This window comes from Virgibacillus litoralis, assembly GCF_017873675.1.
GTDB lineage: Bacteria > Bacillota > Bacilli > Bacillales > Amphibacillaceae > Lentibacillus > Lentibacillus litoralis.
This window is the reverse complement of the sequence record NZ_JAGGKK010000004.1, coordinates 153,160-167,976: the sequence shown is the minus strand read 5'-3', so window position 1 is coordinate 167,976 and position 14,817 is coordinate 153,160. Positions and strand designations below refer to the sequence as shown.

At 39.1% G+C, this 14,817-nt stretch carries 15 protein-coding genes; 14 read left to right on the top strand and 1 reads right to left on the bottom strand.

Going from position 1 to position 14,817, the window contains the following annotated elements:
* The first annotated feature begins 317 nt into the window (after positions 1-317).
* The 14 genes from J2Z82_RS05755 to J2Z82_RS05690 all read left to right on the top strand — a co-directional run bounded on the left by J2Z82_RS05755 (position 318) and on the right by J2Z82_RS05690 (position 14,327).
* Complete coding sequence (locus J2Z82_RS05755; RefSeq protein WP_390313531.1) at positions 318-917, top strand: TetR/AcrR family transcriptional regulator; 600 nt, start codon at positions 318-320, stop codon at positions 915-917.
* 2 nt (positions 918-919) lie between these two features.
* Complete coding sequence (menE, locus tag J2Z82_RS05750) at positions 920-2,431, top strand: o-succinylbenzoate--CoA ligase (RefSeq protein WP_209479828.1); 1,512 nt, start codon at positions 920-922, stop codon at positions 2,429-2,431.
* The gene (locus J2Z82_RS05745; protein WP_209479827.1) at positions 2,421-2,831 is read left to right on the top strand and encodes a MaoC family dehydratase; all 411 of its coding nucleotides are present in this window, start codon (positions 2,421-2,423) and stop codon (positions 2,829-2,831) included. The genes menE and J2Z82_RS05745 overlap by 11 nt, the downstream gene beginning before the upstream one ends.
* A complete protein-coding gene (locus J2Z82_RS05740) occupies positions 2,828-3,832 on the top strand; it encodes a 3-oxoacyl-ACP synthase (protein ID WP_209479873.1) in 1,005 nt (334 codons plus the stop codon). Before J2Z82_RS05745 ends, J2Z82_RS05740 begins: the two co-directional genes overlap by 4 nt.
* An 81-nt stretch (positions 3,833-3,913) precedes the next feature.
* Positions 3,914-5,161, top strand: a complete 1,248-nt coding sequence (locus J2Z82_RS05735) for a substrate-binding domain-containing protein (RefSeq protein ID WP_209479826.1) — start codon at positions 3,914-3,916, stop codon at positions 5,159-5,161.
* Positions 5,162-5,239: 78 nt separating this feature from the next.
* The gene (locus J2Z82_RS05730; protein ID WP_209479825.1) at positions 5,240-6,007 is read left to right on the top strand and encodes an ABC transporter ATP-binding protein; all 768 of its coding nucleotides are present in this window, start codon (positions 5,240-5,242) and stop codon (positions 6,005-6,007) included.
* Entirely contained in the window at positions 5,991-6,698 is a 708-nt protein-coding gene (locus J2Z82_RS05725) for an ABC transporter ATP-binding protein (protein WP_209479824.1), read from the top strand. Before J2Z82_RS05730 ends, J2Z82_RS05725 begins: the two co-directional genes overlap by 17 nt.
* Positions 6,699-6,710: 12 nt before the next feature.
* Positions 6,711-7,571, top strand: a complete 861-nt coding sequence (locus tag J2Z82_RS05720) for a branched-chain amino acid ABC transporter permease (protein ID WP_209479823.1) — start codon at positions 6,711-6,713, stop codon at positions 7,569-7,571.
* An 8-nt stretch (positions 7,572-7,579) separates the two neighbouring features.
* Positions 7,580-8,560: a branched-chain amino acid ABC transporter permease gene (locus J2Z82_RS05715; protein ID WP_209479822.1), complete on the top strand. Its 981-nt coding sequence runs from the start codon at positions 7,580-7,582 to the stop codon at positions 8,558-8,560.
* 10 nt (positions 8,561-8,570) lie between these two features.
* Positions 8,571-9,581: a 3-oxoacyl-ACP synthase gene (locus J2Z82_RS05710; RefSeq protein WP_209479821.1), complete on the top strand. Its 1,011-nt coding sequence runs from the start codon at positions 8,571-8,573 to the stop codon at positions 9,579-9,581.
* A 15-nt stretch (positions 9,582-9,596) separates the two neighbouring features.
* Entirely contained in the window at positions 9,597-10,502 is a 906-nt protein-coding gene (gene phaZ / locus J2Z82_RS05705; RefSeq protein ID WP_209479820.1) for an intracellular short-chain-length polyhydroxyalkanoate depolymerase, read from the top strand.
* 105 nt (positions 10,503-10,607) lie between these two features.
* Complete coding sequence (gene fabG, locus J2Z82_RS05700; RefSeq protein WP_209479819.1) at positions 10,608-11,351, top strand: 3-oxoacyl-ACP reductase FabG; 744 nt, start codon at positions 10,608-10,610, stop codon at positions 11,349-11,351.
* Positions 11,352-11,514: 163 nt separating this feature from the next.
* Positions 11,515-13,008: a class I adenylate-forming enzyme family protein gene (locus J2Z82_RS05695; protein ID WP_209479818.1), complete on the top strand. Its 1,494-nt coding sequence runs from the start codon at positions 11,515-11,517 to the stop codon at positions 13,006-13,008.
* A gap of 608 nt (positions 13,009-13,616) precedes the next feature.
* On the top strand, positions 13,617-14,327 hold the full coding sequence (locus tag J2Z82_RS05690) for an MOSC domain-containing protein (RefSeq protein ID WP_209479817.1): 711 nt from the start codon (positions 13,617-13,619) through the stop codon (positions 14,325-14,327).
* Here the strand turns inward: J2Z82_RS05690 and J2Z82_RS05685 are convergent.
* On the bottom strand, positions 14,324-14,758 hold the full coding sequence (locus J2Z82_RS05685) for an Hsp20/alpha crystallin family protein (RefSeq protein WP_209479816.1): 435 nt from the start codon (positions 14,756-14,758) through the stop codon (positions 14,324-14,326). The two genes, J2Z82_RS05690 and J2Z82_RS05685, sit on opposite strands and share 4 nt — an antisense overlap.
* Positions 14,759-14,817: the final 59 nt, after the last annotated feature.

The window sequence follows — 14,817 nt, the reverse complement described above, 5'->3', positions numbered from 1 at the left end:
CGCAGTCACCATCTGTCGCGAAAATGGAATAAGAGATGTGTTTTTATATAGCAAATTTGAGGCTGTACACCAGCGACCTTATTAAGCACACATGCTCTCTATTAACCATGATATATGTAAACTAAGGGCTTCTGTGTCCGCTAAAAAAGATAAAGTCCTTAAATTCCGGTAACCTTTTATCGAGTCTTTCCTGTGCCGACACGTAAAGCTAGCATATTCCGCTGCGATGTAATTCTTCCTAAAAAGTTTACTAAAAACACTTGATAATTTTTAGAAATTTCCGTATAATCAAAAACTGAGAGGTGATTCACATGTCAATTACTGAAAATAATCAATTAACAAAGAAGGGGATGATTACTAGACAAAAAATACTCGATACAGCTGAAGAAATTATCGGCGAGCAAGGCTATTTTGAAACATCAATAGTTGAAATCACTTTGCGTGCTGGTGTTGCCCAAGGAACTTTCTATAATTATTTTCAAACCAAAAAAGCAATATACGATGAGTTGGTTTATCAGTTAAGTTCGAATCTGCGACATCATATAAAAGTAGCAATGGAAGAAGCATCTGCATTTAAGGAAAAGCAGCGGAAAGGTTACTTAGCCTTTTTTGAATGGGTTATCAATCATCGAAATCTTTATAGTATCATTCAGCAATCTGTCCTGGTCGATAAGGATCTTTATCGCTGGTATTACGAAAAGTTGGCAAAGGGCTTTGTTCAATCTATTAATGAAGCCGTGAGTAACGGGGAATGCAAGCCGCTGGATGCTGAAACTGTCAGCTATTGTCTGATGGGGATAGGACAGTTCATCGGTATGCGCTGGGTGTATTGGGATGAAGAAGTCGTTCCCACACACGTTTTTGATGATGCCATGGAATTAATTTTTAATGGATTAAACGCAAAGGAGGTGAAGTAAGAATGAGTAGCATCTCATATTGGATTCATAAACGAGCTGAGATAACACCTGATAGGGTAGCGATGATTGGTGTGAAGGAAGAAAGAACCTATCATGAGCTTTCGCAAGACATCTATAAAATGGCTTCGATACTTAAACATAAATTGCTGCTAAGTCAGGGTGATCGAGTAGCTATCCTATCACAAAACCGTGAAGAGTATATGGTTACATATTTAGCTATTGCTCATTTGGGGTTAATCGCCGTTCCTTTAAATATTCGTCTCTCCGCACCTGAACTAGCATTTCAAATTAAGGACAGTGGAGCGGGAACAATCATATATGAGAGTGAAACTGAGATTTTATACAACGATATAAGGGATCATGTTAATTTTGAAAACGCTTTCTCATTTGATGAATCTGACATGAGCAAACTTAGTTATGAAGAAATTAGTAAATCATCTCATCTATCAAGCGATCCATTTATTATCTGTTATACGTCTGGAACAACAGGACGTCCCAAAGGAGCCGTTTTAACGCAGGGGAATATGTATTGGAATGCTGTAAATAATCAACTGGCAATAGATATTACATCTGATGATAAATCTATTATTCTTCTCCCGCTATTTCATATAGGGGGTATAGGTTTATTTGCCTTTCCGACTTTACTTGCTGGCGGAACAATTATCATACCTGAAAAATTCGAACCGGACAGTGCAATACAATCTATTGAGGATCATCAGGTAACGATTGTCATGGGAGTTCCTGCCATACATGATGCGATTAGAAAAAGTAAGGAGTTCAAAACTGCCAATTTTGAATTGGTGCGCTGGTTTTACAGTGGTGGTGCACCATGTCCTAAAGAACTAATAAACGCATACATTGACCATGGCCATCCTTTTGGGCAAGGCTTTGGCATGACAGAAACAGCACCCACTATATTTATGATATCAAAAGAAGATTATAAAAGAAAAGCAGGATCTATTGGAAAGCCAGTAATGTTTACAGATATATCGATTATTAATGAGGATGGCGAGTCAGTACCTAATGGTGAAATAGGAGAGCTTTTGATTAAAGGTCCAAATGTTATGAAGGAATATTGGGGGCTTCCTGATGAAACAGATAAGGCACTTCGTGATGGATGGCTTTATTCCGGAGATTTAGTTCGTCGTGATGAAGAAGGATTTATATATGTTGCTGGAAGAAAGAAGGATATGATCATTTCCGGTGGTGAAAATATTTATCCATTGGAGATTGAGCAGGTAATAAAGGAGTTAGCTCAAGTGAGTGAGACTGCTGTGATTGGCGTTCAGGACGAAAAATGGGGGGAAGTACCTATTGCATTCTTGTCTTTCAATCGGAATCACTCGGTAATTCCTGATGAGGTCAAAGACCATTGTTCTAGTAAATTAGGAAAATATAAAATCCCCAAAAAAATAATTGAACTGGATGAACTTCCTAAAAATGCTACTGGAAAAATAGATAAGAAGGCATTACGTGCTATTTGGAATAGGGGTGAAATCTTGCATGAATTTTGAAATAGGCCAGTCAGCGCAATTTTCCAGAACAGTAACCGAAACAGACTTTATTATGTTTGCTGGACTTAGTGGAGATTATAACCCAATTCATACCGATCAGGAATATGCTGAGAATACATTTTTTGGTGGAAGAATTAGTCATGGTTTACTGACCGCCAGCATGTTATCAAGGCTATTAGGTATGCACTTACCAGGTCCGGGCAGCATCTATGTATCACAATCATTGACCTTTACCAAACCAGTATATATAGGTGACACCATAACCGCTTATGCAGAAGTAGTCAAAATAGACGAAGATTCAAGATTGTTAACCCTACAGACAACTTGTCGAAATCAGAGCGGGAGCACCGTGCTGGATGGTAACGGGGTTATGAAGCTTCCGAAAAAGGAGCAGGGATAATGGCAGGTATAAAAGCAACCAGCATATTCACACCGGACATAATAGAGACTGCAGCTGAACTGGCTGTTAAAACAGAAATACCGGAAAATATTATAATTGAAAAATTTGGTCTAGTGGAAAAAAGAGTGGCTTCGTCTAATATGCATGCATCAGATTTAGCGATTGCTGCCGGGAAAAAGGTCCTGGAAGATATAAAACCAGAGTCTATTGATGTCGTTATTTATTTTGGGAGTCCTTTTAAAGATTATCAGGTTTGGACAGCGTCCTCCAGGATTCAGTATGAGTTAGGAGCAATAAATGCCTATTCATTTGAAATGATGAATGTAAGCTCTTGTTTTCCGTTAGCACTTAAAGTTGCTAAGGATATGATAAATTCTGATCCTTACATTAATAACATACTGCTTGCCGGTGGCTCCAAAGAGTCGATGATTATCAATCATGATAATCCACGTTCGCGTTTTATGTTTAATTTTGCTGATGGTGGAGCTGCAGCTTTAGTATCAAGGGACGCTGCTGAAAGTGAAATCTTAGGTTCGTCGATTATCACAGATGGTTCATTTAGTAAGGACGTTTTAGTTCCTGGTTCAGGATCTGTACATCCAGTCAGTCAAAAGGTTGTTGATGATAAATCTCATTATATCGACGTCCCAGATTCGTTAAGCATGAAACAACGTCTTGATCCAGTATCGATACCAAATTTTATAAAAGTAATTGAAACAGCCTTAGAAAGAAGTGGTGTAAAGCTCGAAGATTTAAAAGTTCTATTGCCGCTCCATACAAAAAAGTCGATGTTTCATGAATTACTGAATAAATTGGGGTTAGACGAGAACCAGGCTGTTTATTTAGACCATTTCGGGCACATGTCAGCGCTGGATCCCTGTTATGGACTTCACATTGCTGAGGGAAAAGGATTACTTAAAAAAGGGGATATTGCTGTAGCAGTCTCCGCTGGAACCGGGTATACATGGGCAGCTACGGTAATTCGCTGGCTGGAGGAATAGTAGAGTTGTTACTTCTATGTAACTTAAATTGTTTATGATAACTGCAAGTGAAACAACCATTTAAAAAGGGGGAAACAAGTAATGAATGTAAAACGTATAACTGGGTTTCTGTTTATCATGCTGTTAATTGCTGTATTTGTGACAGCATGTGGGGATGAAGATGCTTCTGGTGAAAGCGAAAATTCATCTAATGGAAGTGATACAGAAGGGGAAGCAACAGTTGAAACCGTTAAAATTGGAGTTCTTGCTTCATTAACTGGTGCACTGGAAGCTTATGGGAAGCAAACCAGAAAGGGATTTGAGCTAGGACTTGACTATGCAACTGACGGAACAATGGAAGTTGCAGGTAAAAAAATTGAAGTAGTCTTTGAGGATACTGAAACAGATCCGAAAGTTGCCCGTCAAAAAGCAATTGGTCTGCTGGAGGATGAAAATGTGGATTTCCTTGTTGGATCATCGAGTTCTGGTGATACCTTAGCAGTGACACCACTGGCAGAAGAATATGAAACAATTATGGTTGTGGAACCAGCTGTTGCGGACAGTATTACAGGTTCAGAGTACAACGATTATATTTTTAGAACAGGTCGTAATTCATCTCAGGATGCTGTTGCAGGTGCAGCAGCAATTGCTGATGAAGGGGTGAAAATTGCGACACTTGCTCCTGATTCTGCATTTGGGCAGGACGGAGTTGCAGCATTTAAGGAAGCGGCAACTGATCTGGGTGCAGAAATAAGTCATGAAGAATATGCGGATCCTGCAGCTACAGATTTCACAGCGAATATTCAAAAAGTTATAGAATCAGAGCCAGATTATTTATATGTTATCTGGGCAGGGGCAAATACACCTTGGAATCAGATAGCTGACATGAAAGTACAGGAACAAGGTATAAAAATCTCGACTGGTGTAGCAGATATCGCTACATTGCCAACAATGGAGCCTTTGGTTGGGATGGCAGGGTTTACGGTATACCATCACTCATTACCTGATAATGAAGTAAATGATTGGCTGGTAAATGAACATAAGGAACGTTTTGATGGTGAAGTACCAGATTTATTTACACCTGGAGGTATGAGTGCGGCAATATCAGTTGTGGAGGCGCTTAAGAACTCAGAAGGAGATACATCGGCAGATAAACTGATAGAGACAATGGAAGGGATGAGCTTCGAATCGCCTAAAGGAACGATGACATTCCGTCCAGAAGATCACCAGGCATTACAATCATTATATGCTGTCACGTTAGAAGAAAGTGATGAGCATGATTATCCAATACCAGTACTAGAGAGAGTCTTATCCCCAGAGGAAACTGCACCACCAATTAAAAATAATTAACTGACCAAACTTGGAACATCCCCTTGCCTAATGTGGCGGGGGCTGTTCCACCATTAACTTTACAGGGAGGAACAAACAATGACCGCAATATTGGAAACAAAAGATTTGGCTATAGCATTTGGTGGCCATACAGCTGTTGACCATATTTCCGTACAAATCCCCGAAAAGAAGTTCACCTCCATTATTGGCCCAAATGGTGCGGGGAAAACGACGTTGTTTAACCTGCTGAGTGGCCAATTATCTCCAACAAATGGTCAAATTCTTTATAAGGATCAAGATATTACAAAACTATCAACGACTAAGCGAACTCGTCTTGGAATAGGAAGGTCCTTTCAAATTACAAATGTTTTTCCTAATCTGACAGTACTTGAAAATGTTCGATTAGCGGTGCAATCCCAAGCAAAGGTTCGTTATCAAATGATTGCACATTTCAAGTATTACAAACAATTTGAAGAAAAGGCAATGGAGCTTCTTGAAAGAGTATTCCTGGAAACAAAAGCTGATTTACGTGCTGTGAACCTCGCACATGGTGAAAAAAGAAAACTTGAAATGGCGATGCTGCTGGCATTGGATACAGAGGTCCTTTTGCTTGATGAACCTACAGCGGGGATGTCTCTTGAAGAGGTTCCGGCAATTATCGAAGTGATTAAAAAGATTAAGGAAGATGAAGATCGGACAATTGTGCTAATTGAACATAAAATTGACATGATTATGGACTTATCTGATGAAGTACTTGTGTTATTTCATGGGGAGCTATTAGCAAAGGGAACACCTGAAGAGATAATTGAGAATGAAACGGTTCAGTCAGCATATCTAGGAGGCATGTACGATGAGCAGCTTGCTTGAGCTACAACAGGTTGAAGCATACATACAGCAATACCACATATTACATGACATTTCATTTGCGGTACCAAAAGGTGAAGTAACCGTACTGCTTGGCAGAAATGGTGCCGGCAAGACAACTACTTTACGGACGATTATGGGATTAAATCAGGCTTCGAAAGGATCGATTATCTATAATGACAAACAAATTGGGCAGTTAAAAACACATTCAATAGCCCAGCAAGGTATTGGCTATGTTCCTGAAGATCAAGGAATATTTGATAATCTGACCGTGGGGGAAAACTTAAAAGTTGCTATCAAAACAGAAGATGAAGAGACAACAGAGCGCATGGAATGGGTTCTTGAACTATTTCCGGATCTTAAAGAGTTCTGGAAAAAACCAGGTGGACAATTAAGTGGAGGACAAAAGCAAATGCTCGCAATTGCGAGAGCATATGTAAATGAAAATGAATTGTTACTAATTGATGAACCTAGTAAAGGACTCGCCCCGATAATTGTGGAAAAAGTAATGGAATCGATTCAGGAAATGAAGGAACGAACGACCATTTTGCTGGTGGAACAGAATTTTCTAATGGCAAGTAAAATTGGCGATCGTTTTTATATTATTGATGATGGGCAAACAATTCATAATGGCCAGATGGATGAATTAAAAAATGACAAAGCATTAATGAAAAAATATCTAGGTATTGCATAGGGAGGGGAAGGTATGGATTTAATAGTTAGTTTGGCAATCAATGGACTTGCGACTGGTATGCTGGTTTTCCTTCTCGCGGCAGGACTTACACTGATCTTTGGTTTAATGGATGTTTTAAACTTTGCACATGGTGGTTTATTTGTTTGGGGTGCATTCAGCGGTGTATGGGTCTACAATCTAACCGGAAGTTTTATGCTTGGCATTGCTGCTGCTATTGTAACGGGGCTGATTTTGGGAGCAATCACGGAGTTTTTAATCATCAGACCGGTTTACGGTAATCACATTCAACAGATTCTGATTACATTAGGGCTTATGCTCGTGCTTGGTGAATTGATTAAGGTCGTTTTTGGACCAGAGCAAAAATCCGCAGTCCCCCCGGCATTTCTTGATGGGAGCTTTATGATGGGTGATATCATCCTCATTAAATATCGATTATTTATCATAGCAGTCGGAATATTTATATTTGCGCTCACTACATTTATTTTAAAACGTACGCGAATTGGATTAATTGTTCGAGCGGGGGTCATGAATAAAGAAATGGTACAATCACTCGGAATAAATATCCAATTTGTATTTATGGCTGTTTTCATGGTTGGTGCAGCGATGGCGGCGCTGAGTGGAATGCTTATGGCGCCATATTCAGGGGTTATATATGCAGAAATGGGTCTTGAGTTTGGGATATTAGCATTTATTGTAGTTGTAATAGGCGGAATGGGCAGTTTTAAAGGATCTTTATTTGCAGCTATTTTAGTAGGGCTGACGCAAGCATTTATGGCTTATTATGTACCAGCTTTATCATTAGCGGTAAATATGCTGCTGATGACAGCAGTACTTATCTTTAGACCAGAAGGATTATTTAAGGTGAAGGGGTGAGATAATCAATGAATTTACGACATATTGAAAAGAGTACCTGGATTTATATAGCCATTGCTTTGTTATTAATTATTGTCCCATTCATATTTACAGGACGCAGTATGCTATTTATGGTTATGCAGATCTTTATCTTTGGTATATTTGCGATGAGTTATGATTTACTTTTAGGTTACACCGGTATTATCTCATTCGGTCATGCAATGTTTTTTGGGATTGGTGCGTATTCAGCTGCAATAGTGATGGACCTAAACGATTCAACACTGCTTTCTTTAGCTGCTGGGATTTTAGTTGCGATAATTATCGCTGCGATTGTCAGTTTTATCGTCGGTATACTCACCCTTCGGCTTAAAAGTCACTTTTATGCCATGCTGACTTTGGCACTGGCTGGCCTTTTTCTGGTAGCTGCCGAAAAATGGACCAGTTTGACCGGTGGCGGAGAAGGGTTCACGTTTAGATTGCCAGAGTTCCTTCGAGACTCGGGAACGATGTATATGATTTGTCTCATTTCACTTGTAGTACTCTTTTTTGGACTGAGGCGATTTACGAAGTCACCATTAGGTAAAGTACTGGTGGCTATTAGAGAAAATGAAAACCGTACAGAGTCATTAGGATTTCAGGTACTTCATTACAAAGTGATTGTTAGTGTAATAGCTGGGGTGATTGCAAGTTTTGCCGGGGTATTATATATATTGTCATTGCGGTTTATTGATACAAGTGTATTTGCAATAGACGTTACGCTGGATGCCTTATTAATGACAATAATCGGTGGGGTTGGAACGCTTGTTGGTCCACTGATTGGTGCGGGATTGGTAGAATTTGCTCACCACTGGCTGTCCGACTTAGCTGACGTGCATTGGATTTTCGAACGCTGGATTATTTTATATGGGATAGTTTATATTTTAGCTGTTATTTTCTTCCCGTTAGGTATTGCCGGAACAATACAATCCAAGTTTTCTAATCGAGTAACTAAAGGATTGTCTAAAAAATGAGGTGTCGGATATGGAAACAGTAGGTGTTTTAAGTACAGGGGTGTACATTCCTGAAAAGAAGCTTACATCAGCAGATTTAGCTAAACAGTCCGGACTCCCAATTGAAGTTATTGAAGAAAAAATGGGAATTAGAGAAAAACCTGTTCCTGGCGAAGATGATCATACATGTGCAATGGGGATATTTGCTGCTAAAAATGCATTAGCTAAAGTGAATTTGAACCCTAAGGAAATTGACGTTGTGGTCTATATTGGGGAAGAACATAAAGAATATCCCTTATGGACTGCTGGAATAAAGCTGCAGCATGAGGTTGGCGCAGTTAATGCATGGGCATTTGATACGGCATTAAGGTGCGGGACAACGATAATGGCACTAAAGCTGGCTAAAGATATGATGTTAGCTGATCCAGATATAAATACCGTCTTGTTAGCTGGTGGATACCGGAATGTCGATTTTATTAACTATCAGAATCCTCGTACCCGATTCATGTTCAACCTTGGAGCTGGTGGTGGCGCAATGATCTTACAAAAGAATCACACTGAAAACCAGCTCCTTGGAACCCATATGATTACGGATGGTTCTTTTTCTGAGGATGTAGTTGTTACAACAGGTGGTACGAAAAATCCAATTACAAAAGAAACCCTAGATGCAGGGTTATATCAGCTGGATGTATTGGATCCACCAGGAATGAAAAAACGGCTGGAACAAAAATCAATGGATAACTTTATAACGTGCATCGAGAAGGCACTGGACAAAAGCGGTCATACAAAAGATGATATTGACTATGTTGCGATGCTGCACATGAAGAGATCTGCGCATACATACGTGTTGGATCAGCTTGGTGTTGACTATAGTAAATCTATTTATCTTGAAGATTATGGGCATATCGGCCAAATGGATCAAATTATTTCACTTGAGCTTGCAGAAGACCGTGATATGCTTAAGGATGGTGATATCATAGTACTTGTTTCTGCTGGAATTGGTTATGCTTGGGGAGCCAATGTGATTCAATGGGGAAAATAAAGGGAGGCTAGTCTTATGTCAAACGTATTGTTGAACAAAATTTCATTGTCTAATGGTGAAGAAATCGCATATCGTGAGCGAGAAGGCGGGGGTAAAAACGTATTACTGATTCATGGGAATATGACATCATCGGTTCATTGGGACTTGGTGATTGAAAATCTATCACCAGACTTTAAAGTATATGCAGTAGATTTGCGTGGGTTTGGTGAATCATCCTACAACAAGCCGATAGAAACGATAATGGATTTCTCGAATGACTTAAAACTGTTTGTTGATGAAATTGGATTGCGGGACTTTTCACTTGTAGGATGGTCGCTTGGAGGAGCGGTTGCCCAGCAGTTTTGTGCTGATTATCCTGATTATGCGACACATCTATTTTTACTAGCCTCCGCATCTTCACGAGGATATGCTTACTTTGAAACTGGAGCAGATGGATTGCCAGTAACATCAAATCGGCTTGAAACCTTGGAGCAAGTTAAGCAGGATGGTAAAACGAAAGTTGTTCAAAATGCATATGACACAAAGAACTTTGATTTACTTAAGCAAACGTGGGATATGTTAATTTACCGAAAAGATAAGCCTGATCAAGCAAGGTATGAAAAATATTTAGCTGATATGACAACACAGCGGAATCTGGCTGAGACATACCAAGTATTAAATATCTTCAATCTAAGCAGTGTTCATAACGGGCTTACGGAAGGTCAGGACAAAATCAAGAATATAAGTATCCCGGTAATAATTGCTTGGGGTGATGAAGACCTTGTTGTTACAAAACAAATGACAGATGAGCTTATCGAGGATTACGGAGAAAAAGCAATTTACAAAGAACTAACCGGAAGCGGACATTCACCACTGATTGATGATCTTGATAACCTTTTGGAGCTCATGGAAGACTTCTTTTTAACCAGTAAGAAGGTATAAATACTTTTTTACTGCATAAATGCAATTAAGGCTTTCGCCATTTTTACGGCGATAAGCCACTTTTTTAAACAAAAGGCTAATGTATAGCAGAAAGGACGTAGAAAGATGAATAGATTACAAGATAAAGTAGCCATTATTACAGGTGCAGCAAACGGCATCGGCTTACAGGCAGCAAGAACTTTTGCAAACGAAGGGGCGCAGGTTGTTATTGCTGACTTTGATGAAGCTAGTGGTAAAGAGCGAGAAGGTGAACTTCAATCAGAAGGTATGAAATGTACATTCGTTCAAGTAAATGTAGCTGATCGAGAAAGTGTTGATGCGATGGTCGATGAAGTATTATCGACATATGGAAAGGTTGATATATTAATCAATAATGCTGGAATTACAAGAGATGCGATGCTTTCAAAAATGACACCAGAACAATTTCAGCAAGTAATTGATGTAAATCTGAATGGTGTGTTCCATTGTACGCAGGCTGTCCTGCCGTCCATGACTGCGCAGGGAAAAGGAAAAATAGTCAATACTTCTTCCGTATCAGGCACCTATGGAAATGTCGGGCAGACTAACTATGCGGCAGCTAAATCTGGAATAATTGGCATGACTAAGACGTGGGCAAAAGAGCTTGCAAGAAAAGGGGTAAATGTCAATGCAGTTGCTCCAGGGTTCACGGAAACCGGTATGGTTGCTGGCGTGCCAGATAAAGTGATTAATCAAATGAAGGAACAAATTCCAATGGGACGATTAGGGCGTCCAGAGGATATAGCTAACGCCTACTTGTTCCTTTCTTCAAATGAAGCAGATTATGTTAATGGCCATGTACTGCACGTTGATGGTGGAATTATGATGTAAGACAGAGGGGTGTTCCATTATTGGAACGCTCTTTTTCGCAGTAAGCAGAAGATATAAATCTTTTCTTACAGCATTCACAAAGAGGTTTTAACTGTAACCATCATGTAACTCCAACCTTCTATACTTACTATAATATACTTAGAGATGCAATGGAGGGGTAGTAATGCATTGTGCATTAGATTGGTTTCAGAGTCGGGTGGATTTATTTCCTGAAAAAAAGGCCGTCGTTGATGCAAAAACAAATGACACCTGGACATATAAACAGCTCAATGAACGAGCGGAGCGATTAGCACAATATTTTATCGAACGTGATATTCAAAAGGGTGATAGAGTTGCATTGTTAGCCCCTAACCATATTAGTTATTTTGATTTCATATTTGCTTGTATGAAAATTGGAACAGTATTTGTACCATTGAATTGGCGGCTATCAAATGATGAATTACGTTACGTAGTCCAGGATTGTTCACCAAAGTTTATAGGTATTGATCCACAATTTCAGGGCAATTTAACTCAGGTTGAAATAGATAGTATATTAATAGAAATAGATAATAATAATTATATCGATCACTTGCAGACATCCAGCACTTTATCAGAGGTACATGAACCAGATGAAACGGACGCACTAGCCATGATTTACACGGGTGGAACGACTGGTAAGCCAAAAGGGGCTGTTTTGTCACATCGGTCAATCTTGTGGAATGCAATGAACACCATAATCAGCTGGAATTTAACAAATGAAGACATAACATTAACTTGCCTGCCGATGTTTCATACAGGTGGACTAAACGCACTATCATTACCACTAATACTTGTTGGCGGAAAGGTTGTCATTTCACCAGAATTTGAAGCATCTACAGCAGTCAATGATGTAATTACATATGAATGTACGATCGTATTATGTGTACCAACAATGTATCACATGATGATTCGTACTAAAGCATTCCAGCAAGCAGATTTTCCGAAAATGAAAGTATTCCTTTCTGGTGGTGCACCATGTCCTCACGAAATTTACAAGGCTTTTCGTGAAAAAGGAATTCCATTTAAGGAGGGTTATGGCTTAACAGAAGCGGGACCAAATAATTTTTATATAGATCCTGCAGAAACGGAACGAAAGGTGGGGTCAGTTGGGAAATCCATGCTTTTCAATGATATAAAGATTATTACAGAAAATGGGGATAAAGTTGATGGATGTGATGTTGGTGAACTCCTAATACGTGGAAATCATTCGTTCGAATATTATTGGAATAAGCAGGAACAAACAGACCGGACGATAATTGATGGCTGGGTGTATACTGGAGATCTGGCAAGACAGGACGAAGAAGGCTATGTGTATATTGTAGGGCGCAAGAAAGATATGATTATTACCGGGGGAGAGAATGTCTACCCTTTGGAAGTAGAGCATTGGCTGGAATCTAATGAAACTATAAGTGAAGCTGCAGTTCTCGGATTACCTGATGAAAAGTGGGGAGAAATCGTTGTAGCATTTGTTGTGCCCACTGAAAAGGTAACTGAAACAGAATTAAAAATGTACTGTGAAAAAAAATTGACCAAATATAAAGTACCTAAGAAATTTGTGCTGCTGGATGAACTGCCCAAAACCCACGTAGGGAAAATAAACAAAGCGGAATTGAGAGACAAAGTAGTGGAAATGAATTAAAAAATAGTATGGAATCCTGATTTAAGTGGTTTAGTTACGGAGTACAACACCTAATTGTACCCTTAATTAAACCGCTTTTTCTATGTGGAATAGCAAGAAGGGAACCGTTGGTAGCAGAGCTGCAACTCACATTCCGCAAATGAACATTAAGCTTTTCGTTCGTACCCCTGTTTGGGTTGATATTCAGTGAATTTAGTCGATATCCTGCAATTGGGGTTGATATACTGTATTTTAGGTTGATATAACACAAATTGGGTTGATATAGCATATTTCAAGTTGATAACTGACAATTGGAGTTGATATACCGTCTTTCAGGTTGATATAACAGATTTACGGTTGATAAGGGATGACAAATATGAATTCTAATGTGCTTGAGCTTTTTCACTGGTGTGGTTAGGTAGAAATTTTTGAGACTCCTGTTAAAAAAGGGATAGTGATCCTTGCAGAGAGTCACGAACAAGAATTCTCGCAAGTTTGTTCGTGGAAATCAAGCATATCCCTTCAAACCATACCAACTGAATTATTTAAATCCAAATTATGGTTCCGTGCTATTTTCATTTTCCCATCATTAAAGATACAATGTAGAAAGAAAGAGGTGACGGGACGCTATGACTAGACCTTATGTAGATAAATTATTAACTGGAAAAGTAAAGCGTTTAGGGGATGCTCATGCAGAAAATCGTATGGATATGCCTTGGGAGACTGGCATGTTTAAGTGTGAATTAGATGGAAAAATATGGCTTGGAGATACTGGTTTTGCTGAAGATGAGGTAGCGGACAAGAAAAACCATGGCGGTCCAGAAAAAGCTGTTTTTGCTTATCCGAAAGAACATTATTCCTATTGGCAGAAGGATTTAGAATCACATTCGATTGGAATTGGTGCAATGGGTGAAAATTTGTCACTAAATAATGCAAATGAATTCACTGTTTGCATAGGTGATACGTACCAATTTGGTGAAAGCATTATTCAGGTTGCACAACCACGGCAGCCCTGCTGGAAGCCAGCCCGTCGTTTTCGTATAATTGATTTTGCATTACGTATACAAAATAGTGGAAGAACAGGCTGGTATTTTCGAGTGCTGCAGGAAGGATATGCTGAAGCGGGATTGGAGCTTGAATTAATCGATCGGCCGTATCCTCAGTGGACAATTGCTGCCTGTAATGAAGTCATGCATTTTAACAAAGAAGATTTAAAAGCAGCTGATGAACTTGCTTCATGTGAATTATTAGCTTATAGTTGGAAAAACACACTTAATAAGAGGTTAAGAGGTAAGAATTCATCGGTTGAAAAGCGTGTATTTGGACCGAACAAAGTCTAATCTCCCTCTACTATTTGAACGTTCACTTTATTCCGACCGCTTTCGTCCGATATGAGTCTATGCAGCTGAATAAATACTAAGCCGTCTTTATATGTTGCGCTTATTTTATCTTTTCGTACAGGGAATGGTAACGTTATCTCACGTTCGAACACACCTTGAAGTATTTCTTCTTTGACCACAGTGCCTCCTGTATAGGAAATGTCTATAGCACCTTTAAGTTCCAGTCTTGCATAATCTACAAAGATATCAACTTTGTTTAAGTCGATTAGACCTGGGATATTAACAATGCAAATAAGTTCATGGTCATACTGATAAATATTAATCTGTGGAATAGTAGGTTTTATAACCCCTTCAAATTCATTCCAGAATTGATCACCAAAAAAATGATCCATGTTCTTTCGCCAATCAGACATTTGTTTAAAAGGATCCATTAAGACACCTCGTTTAAGTTGGATAGAATTACTTTATAATGTATGCATTAGCTGGGCGT